The sequence below is a fragment of the Marinicellulosiphila megalodicopiae genome, assembly GCF_045862395.1.
In the GTDB taxonomy this organism is placed as follows: Bacteria; Pseudomonadota; Gammaproteobacteria; order Pseudomonadales; family Natronospirillaceae; genus Marinicellulosiphila; species Marinicellulosiphila megalodicopiae.
Window position 1 is genome coordinate 3,833,736 of sequence record NZ_AP023087.1, and the last position, 20,380, is coordinate 3,854,115.

The 20,380-nt window shown below is 37.1% G+C and carries 10 protein-coding genes and 1 pseudogene; 1 reads left to right on the plus strand and 10 read right to left on the minus strand.

The annotated features are described in order from the left end of the window. Nucleotides 1-817: 817 nt before the first annotated feature. Both TYM08_RS16515 and TYM08_RS16520 read right to left on the minus strand, forming a co-directional pair. On the minus strand, nt 818-2,104 hold the full coding sequence (locus tag TYM08_RS16515) for a DUF1552 domain-containing protein (protein ID WP_422380250.1): 1,287 nt from the start codon (nt 2,102-2,104) through the stop codon (nt 818-820). 12 nt (nt 2,105-2,116) lie between these two features. Continuing rightward, a complete protein-coding gene (locus TYM08_RS16520; protein WP_422380251.1) occupies nt 2,117-5,842 on the minus strand; it encodes a PKD domain-containing protein in 3,726 nt (1,241 codons plus the stop codon). A 268-nt stretch (nt 5,843-6,110) separates the two neighbouring features. On the opposite strand from TYM08_RS16520, the gene TYM08_RS16525 reads away from it, so the two are divergent. Then, nucleotides 6,111-7,082, plus strand: a complete 972-nt coding sequence (locus TYM08_RS16525) for an IS1595 family transposase (RefSeq protein WP_422380252.1) — start codon at nt 6,111-6,113, stop codon at nt 7,080-7,082. Nucleotides 7,083-7,238: 156 nt separating this feature from the next. Here TYM08_RS16525 and TYM08_RS16530 read toward each other — a convergent pair whose 3' ends face one another. The 8 genes and pseudogenes from TYM08_RS16530 to TYM08_RS16565 all read right to left on the minus strand — a co-directional run bounded on the left by TYM08_RS16530 (nt 7,239) and on the right by TYM08_RS16565 (nt 20,372). After that, on the minus strand, nt 7,239-8,975 hold the full coding sequence (locus tag TYM08_RS16530) for a hypothetical protein (protein WP_422380253.1): 1,737 nt from the start codon (nt 8,973-8,975) through the stop codon (nt 7,239-7,241). 411 nt (nt 8,976-9,386) lie between these two features. After that, nucleotides 9,387-12,785: a hypothetical protein gene (locus TYM08_RS16535; protein WP_422380254.1), complete on the minus strand. Its 3,399-nt coding sequence runs from the start codon at nt 12,783-12,785 to the stop codon at nt 9,387-9,389. Between the two features lie 513 nt (nt 12,786-13,298). Next, on the minus strand, nt 13,299-14,345 hold the full coding sequence (rsgA, locus tag TYM08_RS16540; protein ID WP_422380255.1) for a ribosome small subunit-dependent GTPase A: 1,047 nt from the start codon (nt 14,343-14,345) through the stop codon (nt 13,299-13,301). 2 nt (nt 14,346-14,347) lie between these two features. Then, nucleotides 14,348-15,478: a mechanosensitive ion channel family protein gene (locus TYM08_RS16545; RefSeq protein WP_422380256.1), complete on the minus strand. Its 1,131-nt coding sequence runs from the start codon at nt 15,476-15,478 to the stop codon at nt 14,348-14,350. Nucleotides 15,479-15,602: 124 nt separating this feature from the next. After that, nucleotides 15,603-16,454, minus strand: a complete 852-nt coding sequence (locus TYM08_RS16550) for a TolB family protein (protein ID WP_422380257.1) — start codon at nt 16,452-16,454, stop codon at nt 15,603-15,605. An 89-nt stretch (nt 16,455-16,543) separates the two neighbouring features. Further along, nucleotides 16,544-17,514 (minus strand): annotated as a pseudogene (locus TYM08_RS16555) (HPP family protein). Nucleotides 17,515-17,619: 105 nt separating this feature from the next. Then, complete coding sequence (locus TYM08_RS16560) at nt 17,620-19,554, minus strand: hypothetical protein (RefSeq protein WP_422380258.1); 1,935 nt, start codon at nt 19,552-19,554, stop codon at nt 17,620-17,622. 104 nt (nt 19,555-19,658) lie between these two features. Beyond that, the gene (locus TYM08_RS16565; protein ID WP_422380259.1) at nt 19,659-20,372 is read right to left on the minus strand and encodes a YebC/PmpR family DNA-binding transcriptional regulator; all 714 of its coding nucleotides are present in this window, start codon (nt 20,370-20,372) and stop codon (nt 19,659-19,661) included. Nucleotides 20,373-20,380 lie beyond the last annotated feature (8 nt).

Below are 20,380 nucleotides of genomic sequence, written 5' to 3' on the forward strand. Positions count from 1 at the left end.
GTTTGTATAATTGTTTTTTGATTGAAGCTGCTGGGTGATGTTTTTCGTATTGATTTAGATAGTTTTTCCGAACGATTGCATGCTCCAGGCACAATTCTAATTAGTCACATCCCTGTGACGATAAATCCGGAACCTACAGGTGAGATTATTTTTTATATCGAGGACGACGTTTGGATGATGTTTTTTTTCGTTTTGTTTTGGATGTTTTTTTCGTAATGAATCACGAACCTACAGGTATGGAAAACTAGACAGGCATTTTTATAATTTTTTGCAGAATTGTATAATTGTTTTGTTGGTTGCAGTCGCTGGTTGATATTTTTCGTATTGATTTAGATAGTTTTTTCGTAATGAATCACAAACCTACAGGTGATATTCATTTCTATATCGAGGTCGATGTGTGGATGATGTTTTCGTTTTGCTTTAGATAGTTTTTTCGTAATGAATCACGAACCTACAGGTGAGATTAATTTCTGCATCGAGGTCGATGTGTGGGTGATGTTTTTTTTCGTATTGATTTGGATAGTTTTTTCCGAATGAATCCGGAACCTACAGGTGATATTAATTTCTGCATTGAGGTCGATTTGTGGATGATGTTTTTTTTCGTATTGATTTGGATAGTTTTTTCCGAATGAATCCGGAACCTACAGATGATATTAATTTCTGCATTGAGGTCGATTTGTGGATGATGTTTTTTCGTAATGCTTGGATAGTTTTTTCCGAATGAATCCGGAACCTACAGATTGGGACAACCCTCTGAAAACTACGATTTTCAGAGGGTTGCGATTGGAGCGTTTTTCAAGCTACGGATGACTTGGAATTATGCTAAGACTGAAGGTATCACACCTGCGCCATTGCCATATTGTGGATAGTCTGGAGCGTCGATATCTATGCCTAATGACACGGCGATGGTATCAAATAATCCATCCCACTTGATGCCACCCATATCCATCACTCGACCTGCGTTTAGATCGTTACCTGCAAGGATAATTGGGGTACGGGTGTTGATGTGGCTTGAGCCGTTGCCCATGTCGGAGGTTAGGTAGATTAATGTGTTATCTAGCATGGTGCGGCCATCTAAATCTGGCTCTTCTGCCAGTTGATTCATTAGGTTCACCATTTTGCTACTGAACCAGCTTCGTGCCACTGGGTTTTTCAATTCGTTACGATAGCCGTGTTGGCAACCGTGCCAGCTTTCATCTACACCTGGCACTAACATTTCAGCCCCCGAATCACCAAAACTGAATGTGATGACACGGGTTAGGTCGCACTTAAGTGCCATGACACTTAAGTCCATAAATAAGTCGGTACGCTGATCAACGGTTGCGCGATCAACGGCATCGGCTGCTAGGTTGGTGCCATCTACGGCTAGACCATCCCAAAATGGACGGGTACAGGCAGCGGAGCCGCCAGAGGCTAATTTTGTGATACGTCTTGAAAGGGCTTCGACTGAATCAGCGTGTAATTGTAAACGCTGGCTTTGTACGCCATTTACTTTGGATTGTAAGTCGTTAAGCATTTGTAGGTTTGTTCCTAAAATGCCCTGGCGTCTTATCGTCGTCCAGTCGGTTCCGCCACCGCCCTGAGGTTGTGGAAATAAGCGTTCGTACACACTTAATGGGTTTAACTCAAAGGGTATGCCGCTTCTGTTAATTCTTGATAAGCCGCCTTGTGTGGCAGCGGCCATGTGCAATGATGCGTATGGGTTGTCAGCGCCTATTATTTTTGAAGCATAAATATCTAGAGAAGTATCTTTGTCGTTACTTACGCAATAATGATGTGGACCGTGTCCGCCTACACCTGTAAAGCCATCAAAAAACAAGCATTTGTCTTTCACTGCCTCAAAAGGCGCACTGCCTTGGGGTAAAGTGAAGTTGTTGCCTTGGCCAGTTGGGTGCCATGTTTCTGGGTGCGCACCGTTGGTTACGTGTATGGTGACTAAGCGCTTTGGAGCGACACCGTCTTCGGCGGCTAATGCGCCACGCGTCCACAATAATCCGGAACCAGCTAAAGGTGCGTTAAGTAAAGCCGAAGAAAAGCCTACTTTGCTCATGTTTTTTAAAAAGCTTCGGCGATTACCAAATACTGAGTGATTTACTTTTTTCATGTCTTTTATTTCCTATCGCTCTAATTCTTTACGGTAACGCACTAATTTAAGTGCACCTAGTTGACGTAGCATCACTTTTGGATCGCCATTTGATTCAATCATGGATTCGTTCATGCCAACAATGCTGCATGAGTAATCTTCAATTTCTTGCTCAGTTAATTCACCTAAGCTTGGGTTGTCTAGATCAATATCTTCATGCCCCACCCCTAACGCATAACGGAACATGTTACCTACAAAACATTCTTTAACGTTTTCTAGATCACCTAATGTGTCTGACAGACCTTTAGAGCCAGTAAAACTTAATGACGTTGAAAAATCGTACATATTTTCAATGCCATATAATGTGCCCGTTGCATCTATAGTTTGGTTGTTTAAGTCCAATGTACGGTATCGGCCAATGGTGTCGTAATCTTCCATACCAAAACCTAAAGGATTGATAATTTCAGCATGACAACTGACACAACCGTCACCCTGAGTTAATAAATGGTAGCGACGCGCGTTGGTCATGTTACCTGTTAACCAATCATTATCTAATTCAGCTTGAGCGGCATCTTCTGCGGCTTCTCGACCTACATTTACCCCTGCTGGAGGAGGGGGAATGTCTTGGCATAATAAACGTTCACGTACTGCAACGGCGCGGTAAATCGGCGACGCTTCATCGGCTGTAGCATAAGTAACATGGAACGCGCCTGTGGTTAATACACCTCCACGTTCGTTTTTGCCTGAAACCTTACTAAACCCATTGCCACTTACTGCATCTAGGTTGTAGTAGCCTGCCAATATGCTGTTTACAAAGGCGTAATCCGCATTATAAAACGACTCAATGCTTTGGGTTTCATCAAAAATAATATGCGTGAATAATTCACGAACTTCTTGTGCCATGGCGCGACGAATTTCATCGGTAAGCTCTGGATAACGATCGGTGTCTTTCGCTTCGGTTAATACATCATCAGTGCCTAACCATTGAGCGGCAAAGTTACCCATTCTTGTGATTGCTTTTGGATTGGCTAACAAACGATCAATTTGTAATGCAATTTGCGCATCTGTTTGTAATTCATTGTTTGCTGCTGCCTGCATTAATTGGTCATCAGGTGTGCTACCTGTATAGGTATAACTCAAATATGAAGCAATTTCATAAGGGGTTAATTCAAATGCGTCTGCATCAGGTGAATTAGGTTTTAATTGCGCAGGGCCATATTCAAATTCATAAAATTCAATTTTGGAATCCGTAGGGGATTTATTAAATGAAAATTCAGATGAATTGGTTAAATCTGGGAAGTAAAAGGAAATTGTTCTGAACTCTTCCCAATCTACTGTAATGGTTTCGTTATAACCACTGGCATTAATTGTGGTCTGAGGGTATGAACCATCTGCACCCAACACTGCACGCATTGACACTTGTACCAATGTACCCTGTCCTGAATAGTTTAAATGCTTACCCATCTTAGCGGGCTGTGCACCATTTGATGGGGTTGCACCAATTACTACGGAACCTGACACAGTTGATAGCTCTGGGAACGATTCACGTATGTCGGTAAAATCTGTTGCCAAATAAGCAGTAGAATTGCCAGCAAACTCGTATTGTCCGCCGTCGATTTCACTGGCCTTAACGGCTTTACCCTGCTCAGACCGATATAAAAAACCAGGAGATGTCAAAACTGATGTCATACCCATTTCAAGGGCTACATTTAAGTCGCCTTCTGTATAGGTATCAGCAAATAACGCACGAATGGCATTAGATTCAACATTGGTTAAAGGACGACGAAATGCTTTTGTTGCAAATCCATTAATAAACTCATCGGCACAGGCCTGAGTGTCCATACCCGAACAATCTGCCACACCTGCAAAGTTATTTTGTTTTGACCAAGCTGCCACTCGTTCTGCGTTAGTCATGTAGCTATCGATATGCACTTCGGTTGCACTGGCTTTTATGTTGTTACTAAACCCATGAATATACGTGTCATCGGGAATATCTTTTGATAAATCAAAATCAATACCGACTAAATCAGTCATTGAGTTTTGGTACTCTTCACGGGTTAATAATTTAATTTGTCGAGCACCGTATGTCAGGCGATCGCCACAGGCTAGCACTTCATGGATAATCGGCTCCCATGTTAATAAATACGCTTCAATGTCAGCGGCACATTGACCGGTACAGGCATCTACATTGCCTACTGGCATTCTTAGTGATACTTCATCAAATATAGATTTTGAACCCACCAGATAAGCATTAATCACTAATGGATTATCACCCTCACCGGTGTCGCCATGACACAATGAACAATTTAATGTCACGCCGTCTTGTTTCACAGTGCCTTCGTATAATGCTTTTCCTCGCTCAATATCACCCACAAAAGCGCTGCCTGCTGATATAACCACGTCTTTACTGACACTATGGGTATCTGCACCGCTGGTTACAGTTAATGTAATGGTATGAGTGCCAGGTTGTGCGAAGGAGTAATCTAAACTTTGTGAGGTATATAACACATCGGCTTGCTCGCCAAAATCCCACGAATAAGTGATATCGCCATCACCCGTTGAGGCAGTGGCATCCACAGATACGGTCATTGCTGTTACTGATGTTGTAAAATTAGCATTTAGTACAACCGGTACTGACTCTACATTGATAGAAATCGAATCAGTGCCTTTGTTGTTAGTTAACTGATTATCCAATACGCTCAATTCAATACTATGTTCTCCTATGGATATAAAGTCATAGGCTACCTCAGAAGTGTTAAAGGTTTTGCCATCAATCAACCAAGAGAATGTCAATGGATCGGAATCCGCATCCGTTGATCCGCTTGCTGATAACATTACTTGATGTCCATTTTGCTGAACTATTTCAATCACTGCTTCTGGTGCATTATTAGCAATATTTAGCGTTTGTTTATCATTATTTGAAAACTCTCCAGCGGACACAATTAACGAAACTATAAAGTCTCCGGAGTCTGAAAACGTATGATCAAAACTGGCCTCTGAGTACATCGATCCATCACCAAGGGTCCAGCTATAAACCAAGGGATTGTTTGTTGTGGTTGAAGACCCTGTTGCATCTAGGCTTACGACTCTGCCGTTAATTGTGCTTTCAAATTTCACTGTAACTTCAGCATCCGTTGGTCCGACAACCGCTGTAAATGCTTGAGTCACCGTTGAAGCAGCTAAGACGCCATTGACATCACTTAAGGTTAAACTGACTGTATAGTCTCCTGAAGCTAAATAGGTATGACTATGCGTGGAGGAATTTGAAGTAATGCCGTCACCAAAATCCCACAGATATTCAACGGTGGTTGAATCATCAAAGGAAGAGTTGGCTGCATTCACCATGATTGTATCCCCTGCTTGTTGCATCGTAAAAGCGGCAACAATTGGATCAACTGTTTGTGTTTGAGTATTGGTCACCATCACTGTTTTTGTTAGTGTGGTTCTAGTTTGACCATCTGTAATGATCAATACCACATCATAACTGCCATCTTCGGCATATTTATGATTTTCAATAGCAGCAGAACCTACAGCGGTTGTTTCATCACCAAAATCCCAAAAATAACTTAATTCACCAGTGGTGCTGCCAATTTGAACCACCTCAAAAGATACATTGCCCGTTGAAGCTTCAACATTTGCCATTACTTGGGTATTAGCAAATACATCACTGCTGTTATCTGGATTAGGGGTTTCTATGGGTGTTCCACACCCAAACAACGCCAAAGACACTGCAAACGCTAGAAGATATCTTCCTATCATGATCAAACTCACTTTCAAATTTTCAAACCTTATATTTTAAAGATATCAGGATTTTAAAAGCGCATTAGTTATCAATCTTGCATTTGATTTATTTGATTATTATTTTTTTGAGACCTGGTTAACACTGTGTCACACAAAAGCATCCTATGCCTCAGTTCTGATATGCTGATTTATGTATTTCAATGGCTATGTTTAACATTTTTGTTGCTACTAGCAAAATTCATTTCACGATCTAACCTAAAGTTATAGATTAACTAAGGGTCGTAATATGAACCGCCAACAATTTCAAAAATTAATTAAACAAGCCGCTAAATTAGATCCGGAACAAAAACAAAAGCTTGTCCAAACACTAACATTGCAAGAAAACCCCATTTTAGAGCGTTTAGCAAAAGAGTGCATTTCTCATGGAAAGTGCATTCACTGCGAAAGTGAGCGTTTGCGAAAATACGGCAAAAGCAACGGCCGCCAGCGGTTTTATTGTAATCATTGTAAAAAGACGTTTGTTTGCACAAGAGGCAGCGCGTATTTTTATCAGCATAAAGCCGATGACTGGCAAGCCTATTTAGAGCACATGTTGGATCAAGACAGCATTCGGGTTTGTGCTAAAAAAGTGGGCATCAGTTCGGTGACGTCTTTTAACTGGCGCCACCGTTATATGAATGCAGCCGAAAACACCTTTGAAGACAGGCTTGAAGGCATTATTGAGGCTGACGAAACTTACTTTCGAGAATCTAAAAAAGGCGACAAACACCTTAATCGGCCAGCGCGAAAACGCGGCACAAAAGCCTCAACAAAAGGGCTTAATAATACAGATTGGGTGGCAGTATTAACCGCGATGGACCGGAATCATCACGAGTTTGATCATGTTTTAAAGCAGGTAACCGGTGACGAAATCGAGATGTATTTAGGCTCAAAAATTGTGGATGAATCCATTTTATGTACTGACGGCCAGCCTGCGTATCATCGAATTTGTGAAAATCATCATTTGCATCATGTTGTGTTAACCAATGCGCGTACTAAAGAAGGCGTGTTTCATATTCAAAATATCAACAATTATCACTCACAATTGAAGCAGTGGTATTTAAAAATGCATGGTGTGGCGAGTAAGTATTTACCGAAATATCTGGGCTGGCTTAGGATGCTGGCTTGGCATAAATATCAGGTGTTTTCTGAAAATTTAAATGAGCAGGAAAAATTGTTAGAATTCAAGCTGTTGCAGATACAGCAACATAATTTTTAAACATAGCCATTTCAATGTAAAAAAAATACAAAACCAATAATTAATTAAAACACTGGCGACTTAAAATTCAACTATTTATACAACCATAAAAAAACCGACATTGAGTCGGTTTTTTAAATTCGTGATTATTAATTTTGAATTAAGCTAAACGCATTTTTACAAGTCGTATACATAATTTGAATCGATTGCATTCACACCTGAGTGCTTAAGTACATTTAGCTTTACGTCTTCAACAGCGTCCAGCACATAGGAATAATCTATGGTGACATTACCTGTTGTCACAACGTTTGGACCGCCATTTAGTCGCTGGGCATCGGTTTCATTGCTCCAAGTGACTGAATCTGCAAAGTAATTACCTGAAACCTCCCAAAAGCCCACTGTATCACTGTCCCAACTTACAATTGGATTTTGGACATTTTCAAAATAATTATTCTCAACACGTAATACCGCCCCCATACGAGAATTAATCCCAGAGCTTTTTATTTGGTTATAGTAGTTATTAAACACATGCCCTTCACCAAAGCGTACCAAAGGCGCCCTTGAGTTAATGTTTTCAAAACGATTATGATGAAAGGTTATTTTTCGCTCTTTGTTTGATGCGGAATCACCATCGTCATGACCATGCAACGTTGCCCCCCAAGAATCGTGAAAATAGTTATAGGAGACTGTAATGTGATGTGCACCGGATTTGGAATCTAATAAACCATCATGTAAGTCTTTTTCAGATTCGTTTTCAAAATTGAACGTGGCAAACAATTCATTGTGATCAATCCAAATATGATGCGTGGTTTCATCTTTGCCTTCAATATCGATTGCATCGTTAGGCGCGGGCACATTGCTAATTGTGAGATTTTGTACAATGACATTATTGGATTTATAAATGCGAATTCCAACGCCATCAAATACACCCCGATCATCAACCCCCACTATCGAAACATTTGCAGTATCTTTAATTAACACTGTTAGTAAACCTGAATTATTAGCAGGAGTCACTGTGCCATCAAGCAAAACAATCACGGGCACATTGTTATCTGCCGCCTCATTTATAAAGCCTTGAAGTTGATCACCAGTAGATGCGATTTTAATTTCTCCACCTGCACCACCGGTCGTACCACTATCTAATGTTGCGTATCCAATCAGTCCTTTGTCCCAAGAAACCCTCTCAATCTGAATCTCAGTATCAGTATTGGTATCAGTGCTTGTTTGAGTGCTTGTTTGAGTGTCGGTGTTATCTACTTCTGTTTGGGTTTGAGTATCAACTGGCTGCGCTTCACACACCCCCGTTGAAGATTGAGCCATTAACATTGCTCTATCTGATCCAAGCGTAATGTAGTCGATATTAGATAAACCATTTATATTGTCTGAAATTAACTCAAATTGCTGAGTGCCTTCAACAATGGATACAGACACTTCAATCTCCACCCAGTTAACCCAAGCTCCTGTATCAGGAAATTCAATAATATGACTCACACCTGTGGCAACCGCCGTACGTGAAGTGCCGCCATTATTGGCGTATCTGATAGTTAATGTTGCTTCACTGTCTGCCTTAGAAGAATAAAAATTCCAACCAATGCCTGAACCAACGGCATTGGTAGCATTTAATGCACCACTGCCTTCAAACCCAGCATGGAACGATTCAATTTCAATATTTTCACAGGCCTGATAATTCAACTCATCTAATTTAATATTGGATAAAAATGCTATGTCAGTCTTTGTTTCTGTATGAGTGTCTGTTAAATCACTGGTTTGAGTGGTAGTTTTAGTATTGTCCCCCATACCAACATCTAGGGTATCTGTACTTGTTACATCTTTTTTATCATCGGTTTGATCAGTGCAGCTTGAAGCAAAAAGCACTAAGATTAAACATGATGTAAGGAGAGATTTTATTTTCATCAATAAACCTGCAATTAAAGATAGGAACAATTTAAACATTGCTTCTTTTTAGTACAAAACACTTCAAGATTACCTTTATATAATCCAAAAAGAACAAAACAGTAACAATTACACATTAAAAAAACAATTAGCAAAACCAATTTAATAGAATTAGTTCAAGTAAATGTTAATGGCATTTTATTCACTGCTCGAATACGCTTTAATTTATCACTTAAAAATAGGCCTTTTAATTGATTGTGCATATTTTTTAATAGTTACAATTCTTAATTGTAATTCTAACTGTGAATTACGCGGCATCCTAGTTAGTTTTTTTAGCACTTTTACATAAAATCTTACATTTTAAAAATATAAAAAACCCGACACTGAGTCGGGTTTTTATTAGCTTTCACTTAAGAGTGAAAGATTTAAATATTAATACATACAAGTCATATCTGCGCCTTTCACTCGATCTACTGACCAAGGAGAGTTAAACGCCCATTCACCTTCATGACCTGCTGTGATTAACACATAATCAACCAACGATTGACCTGCTGGTAATGAGTAAGTGTTAATAAACGATTGTGAATTACCGTTATATGCATTTTGTAATGCTAATGATCCATTACCGTTTGCACCTACAGCTTGAGCCATATCGCGTTCAGTTGACGTTACCAAAGTACAGTTATCGTTATGGAAGAACAACTTAGAACCCGTAGCCGAAATCGTACCGTCATCAAGATCAAACATATCATCACGACGCTGATCTAATGCATCATTAATGTCGTCTTTTTCTTGCAAGCTTTGATTGATCATTAATACGTTATTTTCAAACTGCATTTTTCCGCCTTTTCTTACCGAGTTAATCTCTTTGCGGTAGTTATAAAATACGTTATTGAACATATGCGTGCTACCAAAACGTAATAACGGAACACGACGGCCTGTTGCATAAATGCCATCATCGTATAAATCCGTTTCAGTTAAGAACAGGTTATTGTGCATAGTGGACGTGATTTGTGTGTTAATCGTACGCGAATCACTTGAACCATGTAACGCCGCACGTTTAACGTGTAACAACTTGTTGAATGAAATTGTAATATCGTAAGCTCCTACTTTTACATCAAACGCAGAGTCACCTGTATTGTAGAATGAGTTTTTATGAATCCAAATATCGTGAGACTCACCTGTAGAACGAATCATATCTGGGTCTAAATTATGATCTTCTGTATGACCAATTCCGTAAAAACGTAAGTTAGTGATGATCACGTTTTGAGTTTGATGAGTTGACGCACCGCTGCTGTCTGCACCAATTTTAAAACCACTAAATAAGAATTCAGCATTAGCACCACGACCATCAAAAGTTGTGTTTGAATCGATCATTGGGTTACGAATTGGCAAATCGCTATCATTTAACTTAGTGTTGAAAAACTCGGTGTAACACGCTTCGTTGTCGTTACCTTTTGCTTGGCACCATAAACGGTGATCCATACATTGAGCAGTGGTTGCATTATCTAATGCAGACAATACTTCAGAGTCAGTACAGTACAAACGGTACATGGCAATATCTGTTTTTTGAGCAAAATCATCTTTATCAAACACAACCCAGTTATAAGCAGGGCTACTCATTGCATCAAATATTTGCTGTTCAGGGATGGTTGATTGATTTTTCTTAATCACTACTAAGTTTGAGCTACCGTTAGGGTTGTAACCGCCCGTTGCATTTTGACCAAAACCTACTGGCTTACCTAATGAATTAGCTAAACATTCTACAATTTGTTGATCAGTTGTTAACGTTGGAGATTCATCCCAGTTCATATCAGGATCGTTCACTAAATCGTAACAAGCATCGCCTGTTGCATCGTAATCAACAGTTGTTCCAGTATCGGTATTGGTATCTGTATTTGAATCTGTTCCAGTATCCGTATCTGTTGCCACACTGGTATTGGTTTGAGTATTAGTATTATTTCCACCACCTGGCACCACATCACAAGAACCACCTGCTGACACTAACATACCTTTGTTAGCACCTGCTGCCTGTGAAACCAAGGCAGGCACACAATTAGCAGAATCAACCGAATAGCTATAAGGAATATTTACACCTGTCGTTGTTGACATTGGATTTGGACCTGCTGGGTTATAATCATCTTCAGAATCATCCCAAACGATGTTATCACCGAAGATATTACCCACTAATTCATAATAACCAAGCTCATTGGTATAGAACGTTCCAACTGGGTTAGTTGCATTTTGGAAGTAGTTGTTTTCAATTAACATCTCACCACCAACACGAACGTTAATACCTGATTTATTAATACCATCGAAGAAGTTGTTATAACTATGACCTAAACGACCACGCATTAACGGTACTCGAGAATCCATGTTTTCATACCAGTTATGATGGAATGTAACCGGACCATTTTGATTATCTGAAGCACTTGAACCAACTAAACCACCACGACCTGAGTTTCTAAAGATAGTGTAAGACACCGTCACAAAAGTACTGTCCGCTTTCATATCAAATAATGAATCGTAACCATCTGTTTCAGAACCACTTGCTTCAAGAGTTAAATGGTCAGCCCAAATGTTAGACACACCTGATTCAAGGCCAATTGCGTCACCACCATTTGAGGTAGGAGAGCCAGATTTTTTCACGTTACGAATATGAAGGTTTTGTAAAATGATGTTTGATGATCCACGAATGTGAATACCCAACTCATCAAATAAAGCACCATTACCCACACCTACAATTGTAACGTTACTGATGTCTTTTAATTCAATTAAATCCGCCGCAGTATTACAGCTGTCACCCGACACTTTAGTTGTATTGCCGTGGTTAATTGTACCTTCAACCTGAATAATAATTGGCGTATCACTTGATGCACGAGTACATAATGCTTCGTGGATTTGCGTACCTGTAGTGGCGTAAACAATTTGACCGCCTTGACCACCGGTTGTGCCACCGTTTTCAGAAGCAAAACCGGTTGCTTTGTTTGAACCGACAACTAAATCAACATCAGTTTGAGTTTCTGTATTTCCAGAAGTGTCAGTCATTGTGTCTGTTGGTGTCACACTAGTGTCAGTTTCTGTAGGATTAGTGACAACAGTATCGCAATTACCCAGTGTATTAGGGATTGATAAAGATGCAGATTCAGAAGTGATCTCAATAAAATCAATATTTGCTAAACCAGTAGCTTGCAAAGCAACCATTTCAAAATCATTCATGCCAGCATAAACTGAAACAGGAACCGAAATAGTGGTCCAGTTATTCCATTGAGTTGTTTGAGCAAAATCAACTGAACCCATTACACCTGAAATACTAGCAGGACGACTTACATCGCCTCCATTGGCATAAGTGATTTGCATAGTTGCATTAGAGTCAGATTGATTAGCATTAAATGTCCAGCCGATGCCAGAACCTGTTTCGTTAGTCGCATTTAAAGCGCCAGTTCCTTCATAACCTGCATGTTCAGTTTCAATTTGCACATTGTCACAAGCCAAATAATTTGATTCATTTAATTTAATCGTAGACGGTGTATCGATAACAACGTCAGTTTCAGTGCCACCACCAGTTTGTGTTTCTGTAGGAGTTTCAGTTTCAGCACCACCAGTTTGTGTTTCAGTTGGAGTTTCAGTTGGAGCTTCAGTTTCAGTGCCACTTCCTGTTTCTGTAGGAGTTTGTGTTTGTGTTAGTGTGTTATTTTGGGAGTTATCCACCCCGCCAGTCGTTTGAGTTGCTGTATCTGAAGCCGTTGGCTGAGCACCCGGATCACTGATACAACTTGATGCGACGATCGTTGAGACCATACAGGTCGCAAAAAGAAGTTTAATATTCATTGTTTTACCTATTATTAAAAGAGCAAAACAGTGAAAAAACAGCCATTTTGCTTTATAGAATTTGGATTTTACTTTTGTAATATCCATAGAGTACAAAACAATAACAATTAAACATTACATTTACAAAGCATTAACATCAATAAATTGAATCAGTTCTTCTTTTTTTCAATAATAAATTTCAACAATAAAATTTACACCCAGTAAATAAAAATAAAATAACACTGATATATAAGCTTTATTCTATTTTAAGCTATATTTTAGAAAATAATTTACAACTCATAACGAGAATAAAAATACAAAAACTTTGATCGTAAAAATATATTTTGGATACATTCAAAACTTAATTCGGATAATAAAATCCTTCAATTAATAGACACTAATAACAGACATTTACATTTGGCAAACAATAACATTCAGAAATGCGATGGATGAGCAGTATTTATCCTTATCAGTGGAATATGAAGTTTGAAAACCAAAGTGGCAAAACTCTTCCTTGAGCTTTAAAACCGATTATTATTTTTTATGTTCTTTATACATCATGTGTAATTCACGTTGATGTTTTTTCTCTGCGTATGCGCCTAGCGCTTGTCGTTTTTGAAACGCATCTTCTTTTTGCAGTTTTAAATAATTATGATAATGCGCTTCACCTAATTCACCAGATTCCAATGCAAATTGCACTGCACAGCCTTTTTCATTTTGGTGCTGACAATTATTAAATTTACAACGTTGAGTCAAGCTTACAATATCTGAAAAAGTGTGTTGCAACCCTTGTTCAGCATTAAGTAACTTTAATTCACGCATACCAGGAGTATCGATTAAAATAACCCCTTTGTTATTAATTAATAATTCACGGTGCGTAGTGGTATGTTTACCCTTCGCATCATCTTCACGTATTTGTGAAGTTTTCATGTACTTAATGGCATCATCAGTAAATAAATGATTCACCAATGTAGACTTACCTACTCCAGAAGAGCCAACAAATGCCAGTGTATTTGTTGGCAATAAAAATTCATTTAACGGCTTTAGGGTTTGTTCATCAAATGCATTAATTGCAAACACATAATCTATTTTTAATGTGTTGATTTTATCAATAAAAAAATAAAGATCATCACACTCATCAACTTTAGTTAAAACAATAACAGGACACACATCAAATTCAAAAGCTAAAGCCAAATAACGTTCCAAACGATTTAAATTAAACTCATCGTTTGCACTGGTCACAATAAATAAATAATCCAAATTTGCACAAATTAACTGGCGTTGCTGATTACTTAATCGCTCTATTCTATTATTAGCTTCTAGAATAGTCTCAATCACACAATGCTCATTTGTTTGGCGTGTCACTACCCAATCACCAACCGCTAAAAACTGACTAACCGGTCTAAATTCAACAGGACACATTAAAGTTTTCTCACCCTCTTCACCCAATGCTTTTATAACATCTCGATGAATCACGCTGATTCTAAATAATTGAATATCAGGATCATTCAATAAATTAAAATCTAACTGCTGTAAAAAGAAATTAGACCAACCTAAGGTTTGTAATTTTTGAAAATTCATTTTTAATCACCTACGCTATCTGGAAACTCTTTAATATAAAGATCCGTTTTGCTATATGGTATTTCAATTTTATGTTTACAAAATTCTTTATAAATAATGAGTAATATTTCATGTCTAATTCGACCTCTATCTTCAGGTTTTATAATCCAACCCAGTAATTGAAAATCAAGACTGGACGCACCAAAACCTCTTAATCTGACTCTTGGCACAGGATCTTTACAAAACTCAGGATATTGATCACCTATACTTTGTAATATTTCACACACTTGATCAGCATCCGATCCAAAAGCGACACCCACACTAATTGCAATTCGAATATGTGGTTTACCGCCACCACTTTCATTGACTATTTTAGCGTTTGCGATAATGGCGTTTGGTAATGTAATTTCAATATCATCTCGACTTAATAATCGAGTGCTACGCAATCCTATATGTGTGATACAGCCACGTTCGCCGCTGTCTAAATTAACGTAATCACCTACTTTATAAGGAGAGTCGACCAAAATAAAAAATCCAGAAAATAAATTGGCTAATGTATCTTTTGCTGCAAAACCAACCGCAATGCCAACAATCCCCGCAGATGCCAACCAACCTAACGGATTAATTCCCCAAATTAAAAGTAATACATAACTTCCTAACAAAATTACAATTAATTTTATTAATAAATCTAACAATGGAACCGTTCTAGGTTCAACAACAGGAAATTTATGATGCACACCCGCTAAAATTTTAAGCACTTCACTAGATAAAATAAATGCAGAACGTATCCAACTCACTACCACTAATGACGCAATGACATTCACTAAAAAATCCGTACCAAATGGAAAATTTGCCACTTTGATTCCAAGGGCAATGCCAAACATTAACACCGTAGTAAAAATAGGATTTCTAATGCAATTAACAATAGTATCGTCAATTTTAGTCTCACTGGTTAATGCCAATTTTGTAAAAACACCTATCATTACAAACCGAATTAAAAATGCCAAAACCAAAAAACACAGACAAATCATTAATCCACCAATTATTGGATAATATTCAATTAATGACCAAAAAGGCTTAAACGAAGTGGGCAGCCAATCAATTACATTGGGTAAACTATCAGAAATAGTGGATTCAGTTTGAGTTTCGCTCATATTTTTCTCACAAAATATTGAATTAGTAAATTACACAACCAGATTTAATAACTAAGAAATAGCAAAATTTATGATATGCAATTTTAGAAAAATAACATACCACCTTAATGTGAGTCTTGTTTTTTTATTCAACATAACTCACAAATGCTAATTTAGTTCCGCAAGGTGACCAACTGGGTACGTTTAACGAACCCTGTCCACCATAAAATATTTCAGTGAGTTCAGTTAACTCATTGTTTTTTAAATTCAACAACATTAACTGCACATCTTGACCAAAAGGATGTTTTTGAATTTGATCTTTTATATAACGAATAAACACGACTTTATGACCATCAGGTGAAGGGTGCGCAAACCAATCTGAATGGTTTGATTTCACTAATTGTTTTTGATTTTTACCATCTTTATCCATTTTCCATATTTGCATTTTTCCAGATTGAAATGAATTAAAATAAATCGTATTGCCATCTGGTGAATACTCTGGGCCGTCGTCTAATCCTTGAGTGTCAGTTAGTTGTGTTTCTTCACCGCCGTTAACATTAATACTGTAAATATTAAAACTATCACTATTGGAGCGCCCAGCAACATATAATAACGTTTGGCCATCAGGCGACCATCCATGCCAATAAGAGGGGTACTTTTGTGTCACCTTTTTTGGCATTCCCCCCTCAATTGGTAAGGTATACAAAACAGATTGGCCATCACTTTGCTGATCATGATGACTAACTACTAATAATTTTCCATCAGGTGAAATCCCATGATCATTATTGCAACCTGTTGCAAATTCTGTGTTGATTTTTACAAGCTGATTTGAACCTTCAGCATTGATTTTAAATAAACACCCATCGCGATTAACAATTAAATAATCATCGGTTTGATGCCAATTGGGTGCTTCAAACAAAGTGTGATCTTGATAAATCACTTTTCGTTGTTTGCTGTGAATGTCTATTATTTCTAATTTACTTTTTATCAATGTCATAACTTAATATCCAAGATGAATGATTTAATTCAGTATAACTCATTGAGCCTTTTTTTATTCAACCTAACCCTCAGCCTTTAACCCTCAGCCTAACCTTCAACCTTCAACCATTGCTTATTATCTTGAACCACTTCAAATCTTGCCCAAATCTTAAATTCGCTTCGGGTACAAATTCCAGTTTCATAACCACCGGCGCCTGCTAACACTTTATAAATTACTCGATCTTTTTCGGGATTCTGATGAAACCCCGCATCCACAACTTGGCGCACACTCCATAAATTCCCTAGTTTTCCATTACTGTAAATTTTGCCTGCAATAATTTCATCGGGGTGCATTATATTTTTTTCAGCATGAATTTTTGCCAGTTCTAATAAATCAATTAACCCATCTGTAGTAATATCAACAAAAGAATCCAGTTGTACAATGGCAGCAGAAAAATCTTCCTGCGTTAATTCAAACTGCCGCTCTAATGCAACAGATGCTGTGGTTGGTTTTAACATTCGTGCTAAGTGAGCAGGATAACGCCGCCAATGAAAAATATTATTAAATATTAACGCAACGCTTAAGATAATAATTAAATTCAAAATGATGGGAACAAAGAGAAAATAAAACCCCAACTCATTTATAGTCGCCCCGCCTAAAACCGCTGTTAATGCAGTTGCTCCACCTAGAGGGTGGATACAACGCAAATACGCCATAGCTAATATCGCAAGTCCAACACTTAATCCCGCAGCAGTAAAACCGGTTCCAAATAATTTAACAACGGCCACCCCCACCAAAGCAGAAATTAAGTGTCCACAAAAAACAGACCAAGGTTGTGAAGTGCACCATGAGGAATTGAAAACAGCAACACAGCACTGGCTCCGATCGAAGCAATCACAACATAACCAGACTGAATACTTAAAAAATTAAAATTTACGGCTTGTTGAGAAACAACACACACCATAAATATTGCAATCATACCACCAATTGCAGAAATAATTTTTTCGCCATGGCTTGTGCTGTTCACCCCAAACCCTAAAAGTTGACTGATTGAAATTTTGATATTCTTAAATGCCATGATCGATTCTTGATTAAAAATGAGTTTAAAATACTATAATACTTTTTGGTTCAATATCACAATTCAAACTAATTACACATGTTTATACTAAATTTAGATACTCACCTAATTTATATCTGATTGTGGTGCATGGATTTCCACATACTGTTCACCTAAATAATCTGAGATTATTTTTCTAAAACTTACTTTTTGATTTTCAATTAAAAAGTCTATTAATGCCTGGCTATTTTCAGGATATTGATTTATTTTTTCTCCAATGCGTTCTATTAGTATTTTCTTTTCACTGGTTGGCATTTTTGCATTTAGCATACTCACCAACCATTGGTTCCCAACTTCAGTAAAAGGCACATTCCAAATAAGAGAACCTCTTTGTGATGCATTCAACTCATTCCATTTTTCATTCAAAAACTGCAGGGTAATCTCACCTTTATATGACCTTATATCAAAACGAGGTTTATATTTATTTTTGGAAAGTAACAAGTCCAATTTCTTATAATTAGCTTTTACGATCATATTAGCTGCTTCTTGTTTTTTGATATTCAAATAATTGGATTTATACACCCTTTGCAATTGTGAGATGATGAATTTTTGAGACGCACCACGTTGATCAACAGGCAAATTAATAAGATAATACAATAAATCTTTTAATTGTTTTTCAAATACACGTACCTCATTTTCTATTTCATCCTTATTAAAAGTCAATTTTAAATTTTTAATCACACTATTTTTATTATTAAATTTACTTTCGAATATAGTTGTGAACTCATTCAATTCATGAAATATTGATTCATTAGCACTCAAATTATAAAATTGTTTTATAAATCTCTCAAAAACCAACACATCAAAATCTCGTGATAGCGATCTACTTAAATATTTAAGATAATAGTTGGACTTAATTTCAGTCAAATTATTGTCCAACTCATTTAATGCTTCATTTCTTGTTATTTCAACATCAATTAGCGCATCAATAAGCATTGAAATTTTATTTAGATATTTGCGTTTACCCAATCCTGGACCATTCATAGAAAACAATATAATAAGATCATCCGATGACACATTCTCATTTTCGACATACACATCAAATATTGATTTTAACTTAATTGTCGAAACATATTTATCAATCAGATCCAATTGATTGGATGTTAATTCACCCTTGATATATTTATCAAAATTCACCAACAAATACTCACCCACCGACTGAGTCAATTCTTTTCTTTCAATATTGTCATTTATCAACTCATATTGAGATTTACTTAATATACCTTTTAAAAATTCGGATTCATTATTTTTATAAAACTCAATCACAGAATTTTTAATAATTTTTTTATCGACAAATTTTTCAATCAAATATTCCTGTCTAAATTTTAGTTTAGATGCTGTATAATCTTCTGACACACCTTCATAATAATCTGTAACCAATGCAGAAATATTAAAATTAAAGTTTATTACATTATCGTAATTCGGTTTAAAATCATAACTATCAAAATCATAGCTATCAAAATCATAAATATTGCCCAAATCCTTAATTTCAATAATTGTTTCAAGCAGAGTGCTCTGTCCATTCACTTTACTCTCAATAGTTAATTGATCGATTCCATCATATTCTGATAGTTCAACAGTATTATTTATATTTTTACCACTTACATCAAAAGTAAAAAACTGTTCTCCAAATAAAAATAGAGTGTCATTTTTATATTGGACCCATACTAACAAATCTTCTATGATTATATTTTGCATGGAATCCATTTCCCCGTATTTTATTTGTTTTTTTAATCCGTACTGGTCATACATTAATTCTATTTTAAAATCGCCTTCAGTTTTAATAAAAACATCTATTTTTTGACTTCTACTTCTATTTATACGCTCAAACACAAAATAACGATCTATTTTCATTAATACATTTTTTTGAACCAAATCGATATCGTTAATACTTTTTTTCCATTTAATATCATAGAAATAAGTCTGCTTTCTTTCAGGCAATTCAATTGCTATAACATTAATAGATATCAACATCATCAAAATCAGTATACAAAACTTCATTCAGATAACTCCATATTTCAATACATTCTTTACTGTATTTACAAAAAAACCCGACTAGAACAAACCAATCGGGTTTTATTATTTATTAAATCTGTCAATTAAATTTACATTTCACCATTATGGAAAATATTTTGTACGTCATCAAACTCATTGAGCATGTCGATAAATTTTTCAAACATGGGTAGTGCGTCTTCTGGAATTTCCATCATGTTTTGTGGCACAAATTGAATTTCGTCAACGTCAAAGTCCACGCCTTCAAATGCTTCTAGTAATGCTTGCTTGGCTTTGTTGTATTCGTTATGTGGCGCAAATACGGTTAATTTTCCATTATCATCTTCGATGTCTTGTACATCAACATCCGCTTCCATTAATGCTTCAAGTGCTGTTTCTTCATCGCCTTCAAACACAAAAATAGCACTGTGATCAAACATGTGAGCAACTGAACCTGGTGTACCGATTTTTGTTTTAGTTTTTGTAAAACAAGAGCGCACATCACCATAAGTACGGTTCGCGTTATCGGTTAAACAATCGATAATTACCATTACATTACCTGGACCATAACCTTCGTAGCGTGCGACATTAAAGTCTTCACCAGCGCCGCCTTTTGCTTTATCAATCGCTTTGTCGATAACATGTGCAGGTACTTGCGCTTTTTTAGCACGGTCGATCAAAGAGCGTAATGCTAAGTTTCCATCTGGATCGCCCCCTCCTGCTTTGGCTACTACGTAAATTTCACGACTGAATTTACTGTAAAGTTTAGCGTTGGCATCTGACGTTTTTGCCATGGATTCTTTGCGGTTTTGGAATGCTCTTCCCATTGGTGCTC